The 21353-nt window shown below is 32.6% G+C and carries 22 protein-coding genes and 2 tRNA genes; 9 read left to right on the top strand and 15 right to left on the bottom strand.

The annotated features are described in order from the left end of the window. Positions 1-644 precede the first annotated feature (644 nt). Positions 645-857, top strand: coding sequence for a DUF3126 family protein (locus O99_RS01200; protein ID WP_035005811.1), 213 nt, complete (start codon positions 645-647; stop codon positions 855-857). Between the two features lie 41 nt (positions 858-898). Here O99_RS01200 and radC read toward each other — a convergent pair whose 3' ends face one another. Genes radC through sfsA form a run of 3 tightly spaced genes read right to left on the bottom strand, consistent with a single transcriptional unit; the run spans position 899 to position 3247 of the window. Beyond that, positions 899-1693 (bottom strand): RadC family protein, encoded by a 795-nt coding sequence (gene radC / locus O99_RS01195; RefSeq protein ID WP_035005810.1) that lies wholly within the window; start codon positions 1691-1693, stop codon positions 899-901. Between the two features lie 17 nt (positions 1694-1710). Continuing rightward, a complete protein-coding gene (map, locus tag O99_RS01190) occupies positions 1711-2541 on the bottom strand; it encodes a type I methionyl aminopeptidase (protein ID WP_035005809.1) in 831 nt (276 codons plus the stop codon). Then, the gene (gene sfsA, locus O99_RS01185; RefSeq protein ID WP_035005808.1) at positions 2534-3247 is read right to left on the bottom strand and encodes a DNA/RNA nuclease SfsA; all 714 of its coding nucleotides are present in this window, start codon (positions 3245-3247) and stop codon (positions 2534-2536) included. Before sfsA ends, map begins: the two co-directional genes overlap by 8 nt. 288 nt (positions 3248-3535) lie before the next feature. Here sfsA and O99_RS01180 point away from each other — a divergent pair, with 288 nt between their 5' ends. The 4 genes from O99_RS01180 (at position 3536) to ttcA (ending at position 7108) form a co-directional block, all read left to right on the top strand. After that, positions 3536-4357 carry an RNA methyltransferase gene (locus O99_RS01180; protein WP_035005807.1) on the top strand — a complete coding sequence of 274 codons (822 nt, stop codon included), beginning with the start codon at positions 3536-3538 and terminating at the stop codon, positions 4355-4357. 7 nt (positions 4358-4364) lie between these two features. Beyond that, the gene (murI, locus tag O99_RS01175; protein WP_035005806.1) at positions 4365-5177 is read left to right on the top strand and encodes a glutamate racemase; all 813 of its coding nucleotides are present in this window, start codon (positions 4365-4367) and stop codon (positions 5175-5177) included. 163 nt (positions 5178-5340) lie between these two features. Beyond that, positions 5341-5958 carry a 30S ribosomal protein S4 gene (rpsD, locus tag O99_RS01170; RefSeq protein WP_035005804.1) on the top strand — a complete coding sequence of 206 codons (618 nt, stop codon included), beginning with the start codon at positions 5341-5343 and terminating at the stop codon, positions 5956-5958. 301 nt (positions 5959-6259) lie between these two features. After that, positions 6260-7108: a tRNA 2-thiocytidine(32) synthetase TtcA gene (gene ttcA, locus O99_RS01165; RefSeq protein WP_035005802.1), complete on the top strand. Its 849-nt coding sequence runs from the start codon at positions 6260-6262 to the stop codon at positions 7106-7108. Positions 7109-7148: 40 nt separating this feature from the next. Here ttcA and rimO read toward each other — a convergent pair whose 3' ends face one another. Further along, positions 7149-8462 (bottom strand): 30S ribosomal protein S12 methylthiotransferase RimO, encoded by a 1314-nt coding sequence (gene rimO, locus O99_RS01160; protein ID WP_035005800.1) that lies wholly within the window; start codon positions 8460-8462, stop codon positions 7149-7151. 444 nt (positions 8463-8906) lie between these two features. Between rimO and O99_RS01155 the strand changes: the two genes are divergently transcribed. From O99_RS01155 to O99_RS07195, 3 genes are all read left to right on the top strand, one after another. Then, positions 8907-8982: transfer RNA gene (locus O99_RS01155), tRNA-Lys, on the top strand. A 431-nt stretch (positions 8983-9413) separates the two neighbouring features. Beyond that, positions 9414-9542 carry a hypothetical protein gene (locus O99_RS07170; protein ID WP_256363462.1) on the top strand — a complete coding sequence of 43 codons (129 nt, stop codon included), beginning with the start codon at positions 9414-9416 and terminating at the stop codon, positions 9540-9542. A 397-nt stretch (positions 9543-9939) separates the two neighbouring features. Continuing rightward, a complete protein-coding gene (locus O99_RS07195) occupies positions 9940-10164 on the top strand; it encodes a Tn3 family transposase (protein WP_078674095.1) in 225 nt (74 codons plus the stop codon). A 110-nt stretch (positions 10165-10274) separates the two neighbouring features. Here the strand turns inward: O99_RS07195 and O99_RS01150 are convergent. The 4 genes from O99_RS01150 to O99_RS01135 all read right to left on the bottom strand — a co-directional run bounded on the left by O99_RS01150 (position 10275) and on the right by O99_RS01135 (position 12982). After that, a tRNA-Ser gene (locus tag O99_RS01150) sits at positions 10275-10364 on the bottom strand. A gap of 418 nt (positions 10365-10782) precedes the next feature. Beyond that, positions 10783-11109, bottom strand: coding sequence for a tail protein X (locus O99_RS01145; RefSeq protein ID WP_035005799.1), 327 nt, complete (start codon positions 11107-11109; stop codon positions 10783-10785). After that, positions 11087-11431 carry a hypothetical protein gene (locus tag O99_RS01140; protein ID WP_035005797.1) on the bottom strand — a complete coding sequence of 115 codons (345 nt, stop codon included), beginning with the start codon at positions 11429-11431 and terminating at the stop codon, positions 11087-11089. Before O99_RS01140 ends, O99_RS01145 begins: the two co-directional genes overlap by 23 nt. Positions 11432-11761: 330 nt before the next feature. Beyond that, positions 11762-12982: a UbiH/UbiF family hydroxylase gene (locus tag O99_RS01135; RefSeq protein WP_154655481.1), complete on the bottom strand. Its 1221-nt coding sequence runs from the start codon at positions 12980-12982 to the stop codon at positions 11762-11764. Between the two features lie 178 nt (positions 12983-13160). On the opposite strand from O99_RS01135, the gene pcsA reads away from it, so the two are divergent. Then, a complete protein-coding gene (pcsA, locus tag O99_RS01130) occupies positions 13161-13922 on the top strand; it encodes a phosphatidylcholine synthase (protein WP_035005796.1) in 762 nt (253 codons plus the stop codon). A gap of 81 nt (positions 13923-14003) precedes the next feature. Here the strand turns inward: pcsA and O99_RS01125 are convergent, their stop codons facing one another. From O99_RS01125 to O99_RS01095, 7 genes are all read right to left on the bottom strand, one after another. Beyond that, positions 14004-14816, bottom strand: coding sequence for an MBL fold metallo-hydrolase (locus tag O99_RS01125; protein ID WP_035005794.1), 813 nt, complete (start codon positions 14814-14816; stop codon positions 14004-14006). 8 nt (positions 14817-14824) lie between these two features. Continuing rightward, complete coding sequence (locus tag O99_RS01120; protein ID WP_035005792.1) at positions 14825-15598, bottom strand: TatD family hydrolase; 774 nt, start codon at positions 15596-15598, stop codon at positions 14825-14827. 8 nt (positions 15599-15606) lie between these two features. Next, positions 15607-17148, bottom strand: coding sequence for a methionine--tRNA ligase (metG, locus tag O99_RS01115; RefSeq protein ID WP_153300819.1), 1542 nt, complete (start codon positions 17146-17148; stop codon positions 15607-15609). Positions 17149-17211: 63 nt separating this feature from the next. Next, the gene (locus O99_RS01110; RefSeq protein ID WP_035005790.1) at positions 17212-18267 is read right to left on the bottom strand and encodes a DNA polymerase III subunit delta'; all 1056 of its coding nucleotides are present in this window, start codon (positions 18265-18267) and stop codon (positions 17212-17214) included. Further along, on the bottom strand, positions 18264-18917 hold the full coding sequence (tmk, locus tag O99_RS01105) for a dTMP kinase (RefSeq protein WP_035005788.1): 654 nt from the start codon (positions 18915-18917) through the stop codon (positions 18264-18266). The genes O99_RS01110 and tmk overlap by 4 nt, the downstream gene beginning before the upstream one ends. 42 nt (positions 18918-18959) lie before the next feature. Continuing rightward, positions 18960-20132, bottom strand: coding sequence for a D-alanyl-D-alanine carboxypeptidase family protein (locus O99_RS01100; RefSeq protein WP_035005787.1), 1173 nt, complete (start codon positions 20130-20132; stop codon positions 18960-18962). A 103-nt stretch (positions 20133-20235) separates the two neighbouring features. Next, complete coding sequence (locus tag O99_RS01095; protein ID WP_035005785.1) at positions 20236-21123, bottom strand: septal ring lytic transglycosylase RlpA family protein; 888 nt, start codon at positions 21121-21123, stop codon at positions 20236-20238. Positions 21124-21353: the final 230 nt, after the last annotated feature.

The raw sequence follows: 21353 nt of genomic DNA, 5'->3' as shown, positions 1-21353 counted from the left end.
TGATAAAAGGAGAAAATATATAAATGATATATATTTTTATTCTTTTGAATCCTTATCAAAGTCTTATATTTTAATGCACAATGTAATTGCTCGCTTTTAATAAAAGGCAATATACGAGCTTTTATAAAAAAATTACAATAATCACAATTATGAGATTTACAAATAGTTATAATAATTAAAATTTATGATACTGGACTTAAAATGAATTTATAATCTTAACTTTAGGATATCAATAATACTAATTTATTGAATAAATTATATTTTTTTAGTTTTTATATTGAAATGAGTAAAAATCTCAACAAAAATTTTTCGTAAGACTTTATAAAAAATAAATAACAATACGTGATATTTTTATAAAATATGTAATCTATCATAACCAGTTCTAAAAGATTATAATAAGTACTTAGCTTTTATTTATACATAGGAGGAAGAGCCTTTCTGCTATGTGTTTATCGAATAAATTTTAGCATTACAAATTTTGTGTAAAGGTCATTTAATGAAGTTTATAAAAAGTAATCTTTCTTATATATGGATTACTGATTGAGGATTTAGACTAAATCTTTTATCTTTATAAATGGTAATAAAAGCAGCTTATTGATACAATAATGCATTAAGTTGATCATCTCAAAATAGAGGAGAGTGCAGTGAATGTTGATGAGATCAAAAAACTTGATAGTTATTTTAAAACCAAATTTCAAAATTCGTCCTTACAAATAAAGGCTCGGCCTAAAAAAAATGATTCTTGCGAAGTTTATATTGGAGATGAATTTCTAGGTGTCATTTATCGCGATGAAGATAACGGTGAAGTATCTTACAATTTTTCTATGGCTATATTAAGTATCGACTTAGATAATTAATACATAATTGTGATTAAATGAAATTTCTCTCTAAGTGAATTTTATATAAGCTTCAGCTCTTTAAAACTTGTATAATTATTACGGGCAATAATAATGTGATCATGAATAGTAATTTCTAATGCATTTGCAGCATCTTTTAATCTATATGTCATTGATATATCTGCTTTAGAAGGTGAAGCATTACCTGAAGGATGGTTATGAATTAAGATCAATCCTGATGCCGATAATTCCAAAGCTCGAGAAATTACTTCACGAGGATAAACGGGAGTATGATCAATAGTTCCAGTTTGTTGTACTTCATCAGAAATCAAACCGTTCCTTTTATCAAGAAATAACACACGGAATTGTTCACGCGTTTCATGAGCCATCACAGCTTTGCAATAAGCTAATACTTTATCCCATGAAGAAAAAATATCACGTTTATATAATTGTGCACGCGCTAAGCGTCCTGCTACATCTGAAATAATTTTTAGATCAACAGCAGTAGCCGGACCACATCCTTCAATTTCTTGAAGACGATGAATATCAGCTTTTAATACATCAGCTAATGAACCAAAACTCGCTAATAAATTTTTAGCTATCGGTTTTATATCGGCTCGAAGGATAGTGCGAGAAAGCAATAGTTCAAGATATTCATAATCTTCAATTGCATTACCCTTCGTCTTTAAATAGCGTTTACGAAGACGCTCACGATGTCCTTGATAATGTTTATTTATCTTTGAATTTTTCTTAATTTTTTTATTATTCATTTGTGATACTGGATGAGATGGAACACTTGATGTTAGTTCAAAGAGACTGTTTTTGGCGCTTACATTTTTATAGGTCTTTTTTGCCATGGTATTTCTATATTTATTTAATTATTTGAATTTAAAGTATAAAAAATATTTTTAGGAGACTCAGTGAATATTTCACATCCCTCACTTGTTACGCCAATTGTATGTTCGTATTGTGCTGTCAGAGAACGGTCGCGGGTAACTGCAGTCCAACCATCGGATAAAACCTTAATTTCTGGTTTGCCAAGATTAATCATAGGTTCAATAGTAAAGATCATGCCTTGTTTAAGCTCTACGCCTTCACCTGGTTTTCCATAATGTAAAATATTTGGCGCATCATGAAAAAGTTGGCCAATTCCATGTCCACAAAAATCTCTTACAACGGAGCAGCGTTCAGATTCTGCATAATGTTGAATGGCAGCACCAATATCACCTGTAGTTGCTCCAGGTTTTACTACAGCTATTCCTCTCATAAGGCTTTCATGCGTTACTTGTATTAAGCGTTCTGCAGCACGCTTGATTTGTCCAACGGGATACATACGACTCGAATCTCCGTGCCAACCATTAAGAATAAATGTGACGTCAACATTGACAATATCACCTTCTTGCAAGGGTTTTTCATTTGGTATGCCATGGCAAACAACATGATTAATGGATGTACAACATGCATGCTCATATCCGTGATAATTCAAATCAGCGGGTAAAACACCTCGCTCAGCCCCAAAAACAAAAACAAAGTTATCAATTTCTCGTGTTGTAATACCAGGCTTAATAATATCGGTGAGAGCATCCAGACATTCTGCGGCAATACGACCAATTTTACGCATTTGAGAAAAAGCGTAATCATCGAAAATACGGATTTGTCCATTAAATCTTAAGGGAGCTTTATTATATTCAACATAACTAACCATTTTTTTTTCTATTTTCTATCTTTACTTGATGAATCGGAAAAATACCCTCAACACTTACGTGACATTTTATAGCATAAAATTCTACCCCTGATTTTAATGCTAAATCAAATTTACATCCATAAATGGGATCAAGGTCATGACAAACTGTAAAAGCTGAACAATCTTCTCGTTGAATTACATAGAGCATAGCAGCTCGTTTTCCTTGTTGCACAATTTTTATGAGTTCTTCAAGATGACGTGCACCACGTTTCGTTATGGTATCGGGAAATTCTGCTAAACCTTTTTGTCGTATGAAATGGACATTTTTTACTTCTAAATAACATTCAGATAAATCATTATTACGTAAGAGAAAATCAATACGTGATTGCCCATAGCATTGTTCGCTTAAAATTGTTTTATAATCACTAAATTCAGGCAATAACCCATTTTGAATTGCTTCCAGAGCAAGTTTATTTGCTAAAGTTGCATTAATACCAACTAAGGTATTATCTGCCTCAACAATTTCTAATCGATATGGGTATTTCCGTTTTGGGGTATCACTATATGAAAGCCAAACATTAGAATCAGAAGTTGTTAATCCAAGCATCGAACCAGTATTAGGAACAGAAACCGTAAAGATGTGTTGATCACTTTTTTTGACATCAGCAAGGAAGCGTTTATAACGATAAATGAGTTTTGCAGGATGAAGTTTAGAAACAAAGAGCATACAGCCTTTATTAAAGTGTATGGTCTTTTAATTCAACTCAGATAATAATTGAAGAATTATACTAATGTTATCTTAGTGTTTAAATAACGCCTTTGTAATTAAGGTATTATTGTTATAAATATTTTAGTTATTTTTCTTTAAAAATTCATTATTTCTATTGATTATTCAATCAATAGAATAGCATCATTTGCAAAAATAAATTAGTTATAGTTACCTTCAATAAGGTTATTTCATGAAATATTTATTTAAAAATAATGAAGGCATAATTTATGGAAACTGGTGAAGTGAATGGCTGGAACAAATAGAAAAGGTCAAAATGTAATGAATGGCCCAATTATTGTTTTAGTTGAGCCACAATTATCAGAAAATATTGGGATGGTAGCGAGAGCAATGGCTAATTTTGGTTTATCGAAGCTTCGACTTGTTAAACCACGAGAAATATTTCCAAATGAAAAAGCTAGAGCGACAGCCAGCAAAGCAGATCATATTATTAATGATACACTAATATTTGATACATTATGCGATGCAATTGCAGATTTAAATTATGTTTACGCTACAACAGCACGTGAAAGATGCGGTTTTAAAACTGTTAAAAGTGCCGTGGAAGCTGCAAATATTTTGCGTTATTATGAGAATATTGGCCATAAGACAGGTATTTTATTTGGAAGAGAAAGGTGGGGATTGGAAAATAATGAAATTAGCCTTGCTGACGAGATCATTACTTTTCCAGTTAATCCTGCTTTCGCATCACTTAATATAGCTCAAGCTGTTTTATTAATAGCTTACGAATGGATGAAATCAGGTTTGGAAGATTCGAATGATACAGCTTTTCGTGCAGTAGAGCTCAAACCAGCTGATAAAGCAACACTTCATGGTTTTTTGTCACAGTTGGAAGATGCTCTGGATGTTCGTGGATATTTTAGACCTCAAGAACGTAAAGAAGTAATGGTTACCAATATACGCTCTGTTTTTACACGCGCAAATTTTAGTGAGTCTGAAATTCAGCTCCTACGAGGTGTTATATCTTCACTGGATCATTTTTCTCCTAAATTTCCACGAGGGAGTGGAGCCCCCGAAGGGCGTGACCGCAAAAAATTAAAACAAATGTGAATACCTAATGAGTAAACAATCTCTTCTTTTTTTTGATAGTGGTATTGGTGGATTAACGATATTAAGAGAAGTACGCCTTTTTGTCTCCGAATACCAATTTATCTATATTGCTGATAATGCAGGATTTCCCTATGGAATTTGGGAAGAAGAGATTTTAAAACGCCGTATTTTAAAGATTTTTACATATCTTTTAGAACTTTATAATCCTGCTTTATGTGTGATTGCGTGTAATACAGCTTCTACATTAATGATAAAAGATTTACGACGAGCATTTCCAAATATTCGTTTTGTAGGAACTGTCCCTGCAATTAAATTAGCAGCTGAACAAACAAAATCTGGTGTTATTTCAGTATTAGCAACTCCTAGCACAGTTAGATGTGCATATACACATGAATTAATCAATTCTTTTGCTGATCAATGTCATGTACAGCTTGTCGGAAGTGAAAAGCTGGCAGGATTTGCCGAAAATTATTTACATGGTTATCCTGTCAATCATGAAGAATTACGCCATGAAATTTTGCCATGTTTTATTGAAAAAAATAGTAAACTAACTGATACTATTGTATTAGCCTGCACGCATTACCCTTTTCTGATTAACTTATTTCGTGAACAAGCTTTATGGCCCGTTGATTGGATCGATCCAGCTAAAGCTATAGCTAAACATATAAGATCATTATTACCAATCAATGTCCAAAACAAGAATATGAAGAAACATACAGATTTCGCTTTGTTTACATCACAAAATATAAGTCCTGCAACTGAGAATTTATTGCAAAAATTTCACTTAAAAGTAATGAAGGGAGTTGACTTTAAATTGTAAGATAAGTAGAAATCAAAGTGTTTTTTCTGAGAACAATCACTAATTAACGTGTCCCGTGGGTGATTTTGCAATTAATGCATGAGTTATCCTGTCAGTTTTCTTTTTTGAAAACAGAGGAGGGTGCGTTTCCTTAAGATTTAATTTTTTATTTAAAGGAAATGCGATGAGTAAACGCGAAACAACAAAACATAAAATTGACCGCCGTATGGGAGAAAATATCTGGGGGCGTCCAAAATCTCCAGTGAATCGTCGTGAATATGGTCCTGGGCAACATGGTCAACGTCGTAAAGGAAAACTTTCTGATTATGGGGTTCAATTGCGCGCTAAGCAAAAACTAAAAGGATTTTACGGTGATATTTCAGAAAAGCAATTTCGTAAAACTTATGAAGAGGCTGCTCGTCGCCGTGGTGACACGGGTGAAAATCTTATAGGTCTTCTAGAGTCACGTTTGGATGCTGTTGTTTATCGTGCAAAGTTTGTGCCTACCATTTTTGCTTCTCGTCAATTTATTAATCATGGTCATGTTAATGTAAATGGTCGTCGTACAAATATTCAGTCATACCGTTGTAAACCAGGTGATGTGATTGAAGTTCGTGAAAAATCAAAACAGCTTGTCTTAGTTTTGGAATCTATACAATTAGCTGAGCGTGATATACCTGAATATATTGATGTAGATCATAACAAGATGAAAGCAACCTTTACCCGTATACCCGCTTTTGCAGATGTTCCGTATGCTGTTCATATGGAACCGAATTTGGTTGTTGAGTTTTACTCTCGTTAGGCTTTAATATAGAGATCATTGTTTTAATTTTCGCTATATATTAAAAATTGTTATGCTATTTTTTATTTATTAGCAGCGGCAATGTTTTCAATACTATAAGCTAAGTGTGATTTATTCTTATTTTCTATAGCAATGCGTTTTAGTGTTTTTTATTTGTATAATTCAAACGTACAAATTGATTAACATAGACTTAGACTATGTTATGTCTGCTACTGCATTATGATTTATCATTGGAGGATTAAGCCATTATACTATACAGAGTTATGATATTATAAATTAAACCTTAATCAAATTTTGTGTAATGAAAAAAAATATGGATACAAGCGATCCTTCGGAAGAAAAAACTGATGATTGTCATCCGATGTTCCGGGTTGCACCTTCAACTGTACAATTTAATAAATTACGTAAACGGCTTTTGCGCCATATACGGCAGGCGTTAGATGATTTTGCTATGCTTTCTTCAGGAAAAAAATGGCTTATTGCGTTATCAGGTGGAAAAGATTCTTATGGTTTACTAGCACTTTTACTTGATCTAAAATGGCGAGGTCTTCTACCTGTTGACATTTTAGCTTGTAATCTTGATCAAGGTCAGCCAGGTTTTCCAAAGCATATTCTTCCTGATTTTTTAAATTATTATCAGATTCCATTCCGCATTGAGTATCAAGATACTTACTCAATTGTTACAGATAAATTAGCACAAACACAAACATATTGTTCACTTTGTTCTCGGTTACGACGTGGACATTTGTATCGTATTGCACGTGAAGAGGGATGTTCTGCTTTGGTGCTTGGGCATCACCGTGATGATGTTTTAGAAACATTCCTCATGAATTTATTCCATGGTGGACGATTAGCAGCTATGCCTGGAAAACTTATAAATGACGAGAGAGATCTTTTTGTTTTACGTCCTCTTATCTATGCTGCTGAAGAAGATATGGAGAAATTTTCCCAAGCGATGCAATTCCCTATCATTCCTTGTAATTTTTGTGGGAGTCAAGATGGTTTACAGCGCAATGCAATGAAAAAAATGCTTAATGATATTGAAAGAAAAATGCCCGGGCGTAAAGACACCATGATTCGCGCCTTGACCAATGTTCGTCCTAGTCATTTGCTTGATAAAAAACTTTTTTCTTTTAAAAATTTATTATAATTATAAGTACTAATAAAATAAGTTTAAATTGTTAATATTTTTAAATTACGTTGCCATAAAGATCATAAGAATCTGATTGCTCGATTTTAGCAGTAACAAACTCACCTATACGCAGTGGTTTTCGAGATGATATATGCACAACGCCATCTATTTCTGGAGAATCATATTTACTACGGCCTTTAGCGATTTTACCTTGTGTTTCATCTATCAGAACTTGAAGTCTTTTTCCAATTTTTTTCTTTAAAAGATGTGCGGAAATTTTTTGTTGTTTTGTCATAAAACGATGCCAACGCTTTTCTTTCACTTCTTCTGCAATATTTTCTAATCCAAGATTATTTGCTACAGCACCTTTTACTGATTCATATTTGAAACAGCCAGCACGTTCAATTTTTGCTTCTTCTAACCATTCAAGAAGCATATTAAAATCTTCATTAGTTTCTCCTGGAAAGCCAACAATAAATGTTGAACGTAACGTTAAATCTGGACAAATTTCTCGCCATCTTTCAATTCTACGGCTTATTTTTTCGACATGAGCAGGACGTTTCATATTACGTAAAACATTTGGTGATGCATGCTGAAAAGGAATATCTAGATAAGGAAGAATTTTTCCTGCAGCCATGAGCTCGATAGCTTCATCAATATGAGGGTAAGGATATACATAGTGCATTCTCACCCAAATCCCCATTTCTCCTAATTCGCGACAAAGATCTAAAAATTTTGTTTTTATAACGCGATTTTGCCAAACACTTTCAGCGTATTTAAGATCAATCCCGTACGCGCCAGTATCTTGAGAAATCACCAAAAGCTCTTTTACACCTGCTAGTACAAGTTTTTCTGCTTCGCGAAGAACATCGCTTATAGGACGTGAGATGAGATTACCACGCAGAGTAGGGATAATACAAAAGCTACACCGATTAGAACATCCTTCAGAAATTTTTAAATAAGCGTAATGGCGAGGTGTTAAACGAATACCTTGCAGAGGTACTAAATCTAAAAAAGGATCATGAACTGGAGGTATTACTGTATGAACTGCTCGTATAACACTTTCATAATCTTGTGGTCCAGTAATAGCTAATACATTAGGATGTGCTTGAAGAATAATATTAGGCTCAGCACCAAGGCATCCCGTTACAATAACTTTTCCATTATTTTTGATAGCTTCATCGATATTGGCTAATGATTCCTTTCGAGCAGAATCAATAAAGCCACAGGTATTAACAATAACTAAATCAGCTCCTTTATGTTTATTTGAGATTTCGTAACCTTCAGAACGAAGGCGTGTAATAATGCGCTCAGAATCTACAAGTGCTTTTGGACAACCGAGAGAAACAAAACTAATACGAGGCGCTACCATAATAATTCCTGCAAATTCTCTAATGAAGATCTCATTTGATTCATTATTTCTGCTATTTTAGCCAAAAAAGAAATTAAATATTTAAAGGCTTTAGAATTTTTTATAAAGTTATTTAAAACTTTTTTATGATAATTTTATAATATAAATTTATAATCTTTTTCCCGTTAGTGATAAATATTTTCCTTATTAATTAATTACAATGAAATTTACTTTAGAATATTTTGATATGATAAATAATACATATTTAAGCTATTTTCCTAGCAATTAATATAATATTATAATTTATCTTCTAAATTAAAAGAGAATGAAAAAAGTTTATAAGAAATAAATAGAATTTTAATAAATAAAATTAGAAAATAATATTTTTTTAATAAAGTATTGACCAAATGAAGAGTCAATCGTATGTTCAGCCCAATTTCCATAAGCAAGGTTAACTTGTTTGGGGAGCGCGTAGCTCAGCTGGTAGAGCAACTGACTTTTAATCAGTAGGTCCAGGGTTCGAATCCCTGCGCGCTCACCATATTTAAATAAAATCAACAGGTTATCTAAAAGTTAGGGTTTTTGGTTCCATTGATTTTATTATGTTTTTTCTATTTCATCCCGAACTTTTTTGAAGTTTTTTATTGATTCTATTGCTAGGTGTTTTCTATCCGCTATTTGGGTATAGAGGGAAGGCATGTTATGTCTGGATACCCGTATTGCTGCCCTGGTACGTTATGCCTCAACGGCTAAAACAACAGCGCTTCAGTGCTTACCAGAAAAAAGAAAACTGGTTACGCTTGTTGCATTCTTCTGCTGTATGGAGGTGACGGTGTAGGATGATGCACTTAAATGACTTGAAACACACTCTGGGGTCTGTTCAATGAAGCTATCCAGGTAAATAAACGGAACCACCAATGAACACTTAAAGATCTGGATCGTGCAGCAGAAATACTGGCAAAAGCATGTCGGATGATCCTTGACGACAAGTTACCTGATACTGATATTCGTGATAATATCTTCAATACCATTTCCGAATATGTACTGAAACATGCTGTAAATAATGTGACATCACTTGTTCAATCTGCTAATAACGTTTAACTTTTAATGAGTAAGAAATGGGAAGCTCTGCGTCCAATAATCTGCCGCTCTCTGGGATTATCATCAGCACCTAGTGTCACTCTGTCGGCTCATCGCAACAGAACTGGATTCAACATATCGTGATGTGCAGGACCGACTACCGGAAAACTCGACAGTCAGATTTGCAGAGAATGGCAATAAAACTGAGCTGATCTTGAGTCTTCTGAATGCCATTGAAGAAACAGCATCACTGATCGTATTGCGGCAGCGAATGGCCGATATGTTGCCACGCGTTGATTTTCCTGAACTTATACTGGAAATCGATGCCCGAATCCATTTCGCCGGTACCTTTACCTATTCATCAGAGCAAAGCTCCCGCGTCTCGGACTGAATATCAGCATCTGTGCAATGCTGATGGCTGAAGCCTGTAACACCGGTCCGGAGCCATTTATTACGTAATGATGTCGCGGCACTAGAGCGTGACCGCCTGACCTGGACAGACAGCAATTATATCAGAGACGAAACGATTCGAGAAGCAAACGCCATTCTGGTCGCAGCACAAAATAGCGTTCCACTGGTAAATATCTGGGGTGATGGTGAGATGGCGTCAATAAAAAGAACAAAAAACGAGATTGATTCGTAATAGATTTTAGAAGAAAATATGAAATCCTATTCCCTAACCTTTATTTAAGAATCCTGCACCTTAAAAAAACACATGTAAAATCAGTATGTTATAGCACGATAAAAGTGCTATGGCGGAGGGGGTGGGATTCGAACCCACGGTACAGTTCCCTGCACGCCGGTTTTCAAGACCGGTGCCTTAAACCACTCGACCACCCCTCCAAAGTAAATACAACCTTGTTCAAAGAGCAATATACTTTTTACAAGGTTCTTTTAAAAGGTCAATGACCTAAATTTATTTCTAAACATTTTAATTAAATTGTTTTAAATATTTTTATCAAAATGAATAAGCATCATCAATATAATAATACTTTTGAATCTTAATTGTAAATTTGGATATTAGAAAACAGGAAAGGGGAGGAGAGTTGTTAATATTTTATAACATTTGCTACGAGAAAATACAAAAAACGCATAATGCCTTAATAAATATCAATTAACATGTTTGTAATATATAATGAGATAACTTATTAAAATAAAAATCTATAATGATGAAATAAAATGATAATATAAAGAAAAGAATTAATTCATATATAATATAAATAATTAAATTTTTATCATCACAAAACTTAAAAAAAAATAATTATTGAAAAGTATTACAATTATTTAAAAACTTAAAAATAATACTAATAATGATACCTATTACTGATCCTATTGTAACACCAATTATTATTCCGGCGGGAAGTGTTAGGCGTATACCTATTGCGATAATTGGACCAAATCCTGGAAGAGAAATATAGCCATAATTCGCAAGAATTGCTGCAACTGCTCCTGATAAACTACCATTGAGGGCTCCAATCAATGCTAAATCTTTAATATAATAATAAATTCTTTTCAAAAAACTTCTTCCATAATTTTCTGAATTAATATCACTATAAGCTTTTAAATTAATCATATTTTTTTCTTTCATTTTGAATGCTTATTGTTCCAGAATAATCAATAGATATAAGAAAATAACAGTTTTTAAATTCTGCTAAAGCACGCCAAACACCTTTATCATCTAAACGTAACCGTTTAATATTTCTAAAACCATTTTTTGTAAGATAATTTCTGATTTGTGAAGCGGTAAAAGAGTTTTTTCCTACTTTGCTTGTTTTTTGAAAGACAATATATTTGGATGTTAGATAACAGGGATCGTAGTAAATATTTATTGGTAAAGCGATAACAGTGGGTGAGATACAAACAATTACCATAAAAAGAATAGTTAATCTCAAACTTTTATTTAATTTCATTGTTTATGTACCATTGATGGGAAAAATTTCCTCAAATATTCACATTTATCTAACTTAACCCTTTTATTCTTAATGAGTTCCCTAATATTTTATTTTCAATACTATTTTATAGAAAATAGTAAGATTTTTTTCGTTTTAACAAATTGTATGAGCGTTTATTTTAATGCGCGCGCATTTATATATTAGTTTTTATTTATGAAAAAAACTTTTTAAATATTTTCTAGCTCTTAAAGCTTATATTAATAATGAGAAAAAATTAAAGATTTTCATTTTTATATGGTTAGACTTGTATTTAGAAGAGTAAAATATATTTCTTCATTACTCAATAATCTAATTATTAATTGACTTGGTTGTGAACATATTCATAATTGTTTTAGAGCCATAACCATAATCCATTCCTTCTCTCATAAATAAATGACGTAATGGTGAGCAATTACGTAATAATTCAAGCCCAGCACTGCGTAAAATATGAACAGGTAACATATTGGAGAGTAAGGCATAGCTAAGTGTATGAACGAAACCACTTCGAATAAATATATCAGATTTACGATGTTGATTATAATTCGCAATAATTTCTTTTAAAGCAGCAGTAGATACTTCATCGGGTATGAGATCAACCAAAGTTTGAATATCACGTATCCCTAAATTAAATCCCTGTGCACCAATGGGAGGAAAAACATGAGCTGCTTCACCAACTAAAATTATTCTATTAGCAGCAAAAAGATCAGGAATAAGACCTAAAAGAGGCCATGTTTGAATCTTAGTTTCTATTTTTATTTCACCAAGAATTGCTTGCATTTGATTTTCAATCATTGTTGCAACCTCTTCTAATTCCATATTCAAAAGCTCTTTAGCACGAGAAAGGCTACCAATCCATACAAGACTAGATTTATTACCTGGTAAAGGAACTTGCGTAAAAAGACCATCTTTTGTATAAAATTCAGTTGATATATTTTGATGAGGTAAATTATGTAAAAAATTAAAAACAAGTGCTATTTGTGGGTAATTCCATTGTTTGATATTAATTCCAGCCGCTGCTCTTGTCGGAGAAGAACGTCCATCAGCAGCAACAACAAGTGGTGCTTTAATAACTTCTTCATCTTCAAGAATAATGCAAATATGATCTTTTTGATGACTAAAATCTTTTACTAAAGAAAAAAACCTTGTAATATTTGGTGTGTGTTTAATAGTATTGGTTAAAGCGTCATTTAATTTTAAATTAGGTATATTATAACCGAAAGCTTTTTCACCAATTTCAATGGAGTGAAAGTTTACAGTAGGGGCTCGTATAATCTGAGATGTTATATCAATAATTCTAATTGAAGATAAAGCTGCTGCATGACATTTAAGAGTATCCCAAATATTGAGGGTTTGCAGCATATGAATTGTAGGCATCATAAGAGCAGTTGTTCGTAATTCATCTCTTTTAGCAGGTGGACCAATCAAAGATACAGAATGCCCTTTACGAGCAAGATTAAGTGCTGCCAACATACCGATTTGGCCAGCACCAATGACAGCAATATTTTGATGCATATTTTTTTTAGATATCAAGATTGTTTAAGCCTTTTTAATATTAATTGTTATAACATCTTCACATAAATTATATCTTATTATATTACCTAAATAAATATAAAGTAGTTATCTTGTACTCTTTTTAGATATCAGTCATAAAATAAACAGAGATAGCATTTTAAAAAATAAATAAAGGCTCTAATTAGGATAGAAAACCTTGAAACCTAAGACTAAAATCAATAGGGATAGCTTATATCCAAAAATAATAACAGTATTGCAAGTAAAAGCATTTTCTGTTCATTTATTAACAGCCTCAGGCTCATTTTTGGCGTTTCTCTCTCTAATATCTGCATCCGAAAAAGAATGGGTCTCTATGTTTTTCTGGCTTGGAGTTGCTCTTTTTGTTGATGGTATTGATGGGCCAATTGCACGTAAATTAGACATAAAATGTGTACTTCCAACCTGGTCTGGTGAAATACTAGACAATATTATTGATTATATAACTTATGTTTTAATTCCAGCATTTGCGCTTTATCAAAGTGGTTTTATGAATCCTAGACTATCATTTATATTAAGCGCCATTATCATCATTTCATCAGCTATTTATTACGCAGATACTGGAATGAAAACTGAAGAAAATTTTTTTAAAGGATTTCCTGTAGTTTGGAATATGATAGTGTTTATGCTTTTTGTACTAAGACCGGGGGAATATGTTACTTTCATTATTATTTCTTTATCGGCAATTATATCTTTTTTACCTATTTATTTTATCCATCCAGTGAGAGTTATCCGATTACGTGTGCTTAATTTTCTAATTTTTCTTATATGGTGCTGTTTTGGTATAGCTGCACTTTTTCATCAGCTAAATGCTCCAAATTGGATTAAAATTGGAATTTCAATCTCTGGTTTTTACATTTATTGTATTGGTGCTGTTATGCAATTTTTTCCAAAATTAGGTGTAAAAAATAAGAAAAAATAAGAAAGCAATTATTCTTATATTAATTTTAATGAATTAAAGTTCCATAATATATATTATGCGATAATTTATAAAATATCTATCTTATAGTACATTTGTTTCAAAAGTAAGTCCTTGATACGCTGGCTCAACATGTGCTGGGACATAATTTACAACATCATTATAATCAAGCGAGTTATCCATATGTGTTAATATAGCCCGTTTTGGTTTTAAATATTTTATCCAATATAATGCTTGATCAACTGAAAAATGGCTTGGATGAGGCTTAAATTGAAGAGCATCAATAATTAAAACATCTAAATTCATAAGGCCTGATAGTGTTTCTTCAGGAAATTCGCTAACATCTGTGCAATAAGCAACATTACCAATACGAAAACCCAAAGAATGAGTGGCGCCATGAATTTGTAAATGTGCCTTTAAAATAATGTCTCCACCCTCCCCTTGGATTCTAAACTCACTTTTTTCACATATAAGATTTTCTTTTAAAATAGGTAAATAATGTGATCCTTTTGGCGTTTGAAAACAATAACCAAAAGCTTTATTAAGGTGTTTTAACGTAAAAGCATCTGCATAAATATCTATTAAACATTTTTGTGCAAGAGCATAGCTGCGTAAATCATCAATACCGTGAGTATGATCTGCATGGAAATGCGTATAAACAGCAGCATTAAGATGGCTAACACGCGCATTAATCATTTGTGAACGAAAATCTGGACCAGTATCAATAATGGCTGTTGTTTTCATTCCTAATTTATGAATTCGTTCAACTAATAAAGAAGTTCTATAGCGTTTATTTTTAGAATTATTTGAATCACAAGCTCCCCAATAACCATTAGGACGTGGTACTCCTGGTGATGAACCGCAACCCAATATTGTAAAACGATATCGATGACACATTTTTTGCTCTATTTCATTTTACTAAACAAACGAAAAGCATTCTGCGTTGTTATTTGTATTGCTTCTTCAATGCTTAAATTAATAGTTTTAGCAAGAACAGTAGCTGTATGATACAAAAAAGATGGCTCATTTGTTTTACCACGATAAGGAACAGGTGCTAAAAACGGAGCATCTGTTTCAATCAATAAGCGCTTATGAGGAATAATCTTTGCTATTTCACGAATTTCAGAAGCATTCTTGAAAGTAAGAATACCTGAAAAAGATATATAGCCACCAAGTTCAATACCGGCATGAGCAAGCTGCATTCCAGAAGAATAACAATGAAGAATAAATGGAAAACATTTTTCTTTTATTTTCTCACGTAATATTTGTTCCATATCTAAATCAGCATTACGCGAATGAATCACAAGAGGTAATTGTGTTTCTTGAGAAGCAATAATATGCTTTATAAAATTTTTCTTTTGCTCTTGAGGCGAAGAATAATTGTAATGATAATCAAGTCCAGATTCACCAAATGCAACGATTTTAGGATGCCTTGATAAATGAATAAGATTTTCAACTTGAATATTTTGTTCTTCATGTACATAGTTAGGATGAGTTCCAACAGAACAAAAGACTTGATCATAAGTTTGTGTAATTTCTAAAAGCTTATCGAGCTTATGAGAATGTGTCGAAATTGTTATCATGCGTCCAACATTAGCAGCTAGAGCTCGCTGAATAATTCCACTCAAGTCTTGTGAAAAATCCTCAAAATCAAGATGGCAGTGCGTATCAATTAACATTGTTAATATCAGCTTTCTTTAGAAATATAACGAGGGAAAATTGGTACTGGTGGTGGAAGTACTGTCTCCTCTTTAATTTTTAAATCACTAATATGATGCAATAATCGATCCTCTTCAGCAATTGCAAGACTATCAAGAAGTTTAGTTGCTGATTGTGGAATGAAAGGTAAAAGCATGATCCCTATTCGCCGCAAAACCTCTAAAGTTATATAGAGAACTGTAAAAAACCTTTCTGGATTATTTTTACGCAAACTCCAAGGCTCTTCATTAGCAAAATAACGATTGGCATCTGCTACAACTGAAAAAATAGCCGAAAGTGCTAAATGTGGGGCCTGATTTGACATAGTTTGGCGGACAACTTCAAGCACTTGAAGAGATTGTTTCAACAGTTGTTCATCTTGAATTAGAAATGCAGCTGGCGTAGGAACTTTCATATTACAATTTTTTTCAACCATAGATAAAGAACGTTGCGCTAAATTACCAAGATCATTAGCAAGATCAGCATTAATGCGATTTACAAAATTATCATGATTGTAACTACCATCTTGTCCAAATGGTACTTCACGAAGAAAAAAATAACGTACTTGATCAAGTCCATAACAATCAACCATTTCAAAAGGATCAACTACATTTCCAATAGACTTTGACATTTTAGCACCGCGATTAAGTAAAAATCCGTGTGCGAAAATTCGTTTAGGTAATTCAATTTCAGCAGACATTAAAAATGCTGGCCAATAAATTGCATGAAAACGAGTAATGTCTTTACCAATAATATGGACATCTGCAGGCCAAAAATTACGTTTTTTCGAAGTCTCATTGAAAAAATCAATTCCAGTAAGATAATTTGTTAGTGCATCAACCCAAACGTACATTACATGTTTTGGATTTCCCGGAACACGAATGCCCCAATCAAAAGTTGTTCGTGAAATGGAAATGTCTTTCAGGCCTGATTTAACAAAACTTATAATTTCATTGCGTCGCTCATTAGGCCCAATAAAATCAGGATATTTTTCATAATGTTGAAGAAGTGCTTTTTCATAACGTGAAAGTCTGAAAAAATAACTTTCTTCTTCATTCCATTCAACTGGAGATCCTAACTCTTTCTCACGACGAACTCCTTCTTGATCAACTTCGGTATCTTTCTCTTCATAGTAAGATTCTTGACGAACTGAATACCAACCAGCATAACAACCAAGATAAATATCACCTTTAGCTTCCATTTTTTTCCAAAGTTCTTGACAAGCTTTATGATGCCGTTCTTCCGTTGTGCGAATAAAATCATTATTAGAGCAATTAAGCACTGCAAGCATTTTTTGAAAAACAGCACTGTTGCGATCTGCAAGTTGTTGAGGTGTTATATTTAACATTTCTGCTGTTTGTTGCATCTTTAGACCATGTTCATCCGTACCAGATAGAAAAAATACATTTTTTCCATCAGCTTTTTGAAAACGAGCCAAAGTATCACTTACAATTGCGTTATAGGCATGTCCAATATGCGGAGCACTATTGGGATAAAAAATTGGAGTCGTTATATAGTATATGTCACGCATAATTATACTCATTGTAAAATATAACCAAAGAATATAGTGACATAATGTTTGTTCATAACATTGTCACGGAAAAAACTTATTTTCATAAACAATCCCATGAATTTTAAAAAGAAGATTAATCACAAATTGCTTTTTATCAAGATTAAATGATTGCATTTCTATCATTGCTTGAAAAATATTTTGCCACATTTGCGCATACTTTTTTGATAAATGAATAGCTCCCTCTTCTACTAACTTAAGAGCTTTTTTGTGAATTATATCAAGAATTTCATTACAAAACTGTTGAAATTGTATCTCCGCATCAGATGATGAAAGCGCTTGAGCAAAATTATGCACAATAACAGGATTACAAATAGATTGCTCTAAGAGCTGATTAATAGTTTGAATAACTTCAAGCTCATCATAACAAAGAAGTAATGCTGCTTTTCGAAGACTTCCCCGAGATTTGTGAATAATTGTTTCAATATTTTGCGGATTAGTTAATACCTGATTGGAAAAAAAATGTGAAATAGCTTTTTGCATTTCATCCTTATGTAAAGGTCTTAGGGAGATTTTTTGACAACGTGAACGAATTGTTGGAAGCAATTTGCCTAAAGAATGCGAAATAATAATAAATAAAGTTTTTGTTGGAGGCTCTTCAAGCATTTTAAGAATAGCGTTTGTAGCATTTTTATTCATATCATCTGCAGAATCAATAATGATAATGCGCCATAAGCTATCTTGAGACGTTTGATTTAAAAAATGCTTGATATCGCGGATATCATCAACTGTGATACCTGTTTTGAACTTTTTTGTTTTTGTATTAAAACGACGTGAGACATGTATAATACTGGGATGACTACCCTGCTTAATTTGGCGCCATATAATTGAATCTTGTTCTGGTTGTAAAAATTTATCTTTTTGAGAATTTAAAATATTCCAAGCAAAGTGAAATGCTAACGTTGCTTTTCCTATCCCACGTTCTCCTTCAAATAATAGCGCATGATACAGCCGCCCTTCTCTAAGCATTTGTTCTAAAAAATGACGAGCCTCTTCATGGCCAATGAGAATATTATTCTGTGAAGGTGATAAAATGCCGTCAATATCATCATATTGACATAAAAAATTTATATCATTCATGGAAAAGCCGGTAGTAACTGATGACAAATATCTTTTATCTGATCCGCAATTACTTCAACTGCGCATGTACCATCAATAACTTGAAATCTATAGGGTTCATGTTTCGCTAATTCAAGAAAAGCTTGGCGTCTTTGCTCTTGAATAGCGAGATCATCTTTTTCAAAATAATCAATTTTTTCTATTTTTTTTCTTCGTAAGTTTACACGCTCTATACCAAGTTTTGCGGGTATATCTAATAAAAACGTTAAATCAGGTTTTATTCCCTTCATACCAATATGTTCTAAAATAGAAAAAATATGTGCATCCACTCTATTATTTATCCCTTTATTTATCCCTTGATAAACACGTGTAGAATCAATAAATCGATCACATAAAACAATTTTTCCAGCTTGCAAAGAAGGCATAATGATTTCAGAAACATGATCGGCACGTGCTGCTGTAAATAAAAACGTTTCAATAAATGGCCCATATTGGGCTACACTACCTGATAATAAAATATAGCGTATTGCTTCTGCGCCTGCTGTTCCTCCAGGTTCACGTGTTATAATAACATCATAACCTTTTCTACCTAAATATTGAGCAAGCAAAGAAATTTGAGTTGTTTTTCCTACACCTTCTCCTCCTTCAAATGTAATAAAGTAGCCTGACATGTATGAATCTCTTAATTCCTTATTTTTGTGCATGTTTGCTCATTATAAATATTTTCGTAACCATCCAATTGTTATTTCATGAAATGCATCTTTTACTTTTACAAAAAAATTTCCTTTTTGAACATCTGCTCCAGCCCAAATTAATTTTTCAACAAGAAGTTGTTTATCTGAAAAAATTTGAATAATACCAACTTTTTGTCCTGTAGTGACGGGAGCTTTTAATGGGCCATGATACTGAATTATTGCGTTAACATCATTAAAATTTTTTTGCTTTAAAAGCATAAAACTTATCGGCTCTTTAACAATAAGCGGAACAGAATTTTGTGCTCCACCATAAACAGAGGCATAACCAACCACCTCATCTCTTGTAAAAACTGTTTTAAGATCAAAAGCTGTCATAGCCCATTCAAGAATGCGCTTTACTTCTTTTGTACGCTCTTGTTTATTTTGCAGACCGTTAATTGCAAGAAAAATACGTTGCTGATTATTATAAGCAGAAATAACAGTTGAAAAACCTACTTCTTCACTATAACCAAAACCTAGCCCCTCTATTTTTACATCATTTTCTTGAAAAATAAGGGAATTTTTATTACGCTGAGTGATCTTATTCCAAGTAAAATTAGGCTCACGATAAAGAGCATAATAATCAGGATATTCACGAGCAATATGGCGTACTAATGTAATTATATCACGTAAGGTTGTAAATTGTCCTTTTTCAGGCAGCCCTGTTGCATTAACAAAATGGCTGTGTAGCAATCCAAGCGTTTTAGCTCTTTTATTCATCAATTTTGCAAAATTAGCCTCATTACCGGCTATTCCTTCAGCCAGAATAACAGCTGCATCATTTCCATTAACAATAACAAGGCCATGCAAAAGATCAAAAATACTAATTTCCGTTTTTTCCTTTGCAAACATAGTGGTTGTACCGGAAGGCGCCCCTCCTTTTCGCCAAGCATTTTCACTAACTTTAAATTTTTGTGTTTTATTTAAAAATCCTTTTTTGAGTTGATAAAAAACCACTTCAGCTGTCATTAATTTTGCTAATGAAGCAGGAAAAAAAACAATATCACTTTGTTTTTCAAAAAGTATTGTATCTGTATTGTCATCCAATATCAGCAATTGCAATGCAGATGTTTGAAACTTTTTTGTTTGTCCTTGTTCATTGAATATTAATATCCAAATTAAGGAAAATAAAACCTTCAATAACAGATACACGCTGATTCTCCCTCTCTTTTAGAATCAACATAAGGCGGTTTATTACATAAGAAAAGGTTTCTTCTCTTTTTAAATTAAAGTGTTTACAGATTATAAAAATGCTTTAAACACCATTTAATTTACTACGTCTATTTTTAATAGAAGCAACGTGATAGAATGATGTAGGCTTATCAATCAAAACTGGACCAATTTCCGGCAATCTTATTGAAATAGTTTCATTTTTTTCCTTCTGATTACTCGCATTATAATCATTCGCATTAAAAGTAAACAATGTAATATCTTTTTGTGCTGCTGCGGTATCTAAGGTATCTGAAGTATCTGAAAATGCCATAATCATAGGTGGATTATAATTGCCAGGATTATAAGAAGCCATTAAATATTCACTATCATAATTATTAATAGGCGCTTCAGAAATATATTCCACTTTAACATCCGCCGTGCCTTGATTTAAATAACCGAGCATTATTGCAGCTTGTTTTGATAGATCAATAATTCTATTCTTCATGTAAGGACCACGATCATTTACTCTAACGATGATAGAGGACCCATTTTTCAAATTAGTAACACGAGCATAGCTAGGTAATGGCATAGTAGGATGTGCTGCAGTTAAAAGATTCATATCATAGACTTCACCATTTGCAGTTGGGCGTCCATGAAAATATGAACCATACCACGATGCCTGCCCAACACGCTGATACGTTGGGTCAGATTCTGGATAGTACCACTTTCCTTTTATTTGGTAAGGCTTACCAATAACAACTCCTTTTGCAACTTTGTTTTTTAATTTATTCTGTTTCTGTCCATTTAAAATTCTTTCAGGCACAGAAATAGCTTTAGCCTTTACAACTTTATTATTATCAACATTTTTTGTTGAAAGCTGCATTATTGGATTTGCACAAGCTGTTAACAATTGAGTGAAAACTACTATAAAAATAAATCGAAATATTAATTTAACAGTGAAAATAAATTTTTCTTTGCTATCTAAAAGCATTTATCAACCCGCTTATTTCTATTTTACATCATGTACACAAACAAAACTCTGCATATGAGTTAAGGGAATTAATGCTATGAAAATTCTTATTCCCAAGTGAGTATATATGGTATTATTAAAGTTCACTTTTTATCAAGAGGTTAACAGAACGTTAAAAATATTTATTATTGTATTAGAATAATAAATACCATTTTAAAAAGATAAAATAGTCATTAAAATTTAATAAAATC

Source organism: Bartonella rochalimae ATCC BAA-1498, assembly GCF_000706645.1.
Classification (GTDB): domain Bacteria; phylum Pseudomonadota; class Alphaproteobacteria; order Rhizobiales; family Rhizobiaceae; genus Bartonella; species Bartonella rochalimae.
The sequence above is the reverse complement of the archived record's forward strand: the minus strand, read 5'-3'. Positions and strand labels throughout refer to the sequence as shown.

Bases quoted from the DNA above. Each gene is read 5' to 3' on its own strand.
- radC (WP_035005810.1), bottom strand. From the start codon at position 1,693: ATGGCAAAAAAGACCTATAAAAATGTAAGCGCCAAAAACAGTCTCTTT.
- map (WP_035005809.1), bottom strand. From the start codon at position 2,541: ATGGTTAGTTATGTTGAATATAATAAAGCTCCCTTAAGATTTAATGGA.
- sfsA (WP_035005808.1), bottom strand. From the start codon at position 3,247: ATGCTCTTTGTTTCTAAACTTCATCCTGCAAAACTCATTTATCGTTAT.
- O99_RS01180 (WP_035005807.1), top strand. From the start codon at position 3,536: ATGGCTGGAACAAATAGAAAAGGTCAAAATGTAATGAATGGCCCAATT.
- murI (WP_035005806.1), top strand. From the start codon at position 4,365: ATGAGTAAACAATCTCTTCTTTTTTTTGATAGTGGTATTGGTGGATTA.
- rpsD (WP_035005804.1), top strand. From the start codon at position 5,341: ATGAGTAAACGCGAAACAACAAAACATAAAATTGACCGCCGTATGGGA.
- ttcA (WP_035005802.1), top strand. From the start codon at position 6,260: ATGAAAAAAAATATGGATACAAGCGATCCTTCGGAAGAAAAAACTGAT.
- rimO (WP_035005800.1), bottom strand. From the start codon at position 8,462: ATGGTAGCGCCTCGTATTAGTTTTGTTTCTCTCGGTTGTCCAAAAGCA.
- O99_RS07170 (WP_256363462.1), top strand. From the start codon at position 9,414: ATGATCCTTGACGACAAGTTACCTGATACTGATATTCGTGATAATATC.
- O99_RS01145 (WP_035005799.1), bottom strand. From the start codon at position 11,109: ATGAAAGAAAAAAATATGATTAATTTAAAAGCTTATAGTGATATTAAT.
- O99_RS01140 (WP_035005797.1), bottom strand. From the start codon at position 11,431: ATGAAATTAAATAAAAGTTTGAGATTAACTATTCTTTTTATGGTAATT.
- O99_RS01125 (WP_035005794.1), bottom strand. From the start codon at position 14,816: ATGTGTCATCGATATCGTTTTACAATATTGGGTTGCGGTTCATCACCA.
- O99_RS01120 (WP_035005792.1), bottom strand. From the start codon at position 15,598: ATGTTAATTGATACGCACTGCCATCTTGATTTTGAGGATTTTTCACAA.
- metG (WP_153300819.1), bottom strand. From the start codon at position 17,148: ATGCGTGACATATACTATATAACGACTCCAATTTTTTATCCCAATAGT.
- O99_RS01110 (WP_035005790.1), bottom strand. From the start codon at position 18,267: ATGAATGATATAAATTTTTTATGTCAATATGATGATATTGACGGCATT.
- tmk (WP_035005788.1), bottom strand. From the start codon at position 18,917: ATGTCAGGCTACTTTATTACATTTGAAGGAGGAGAAGGTGTAGGAAAA.
- O99_RS01095 (WP_035005785.1), bottom strand. From the start codon at position 21,123: ATGCTTTTAGATAGCAAAGAAAAATTTATTTTCACTGTTAAATTAATA.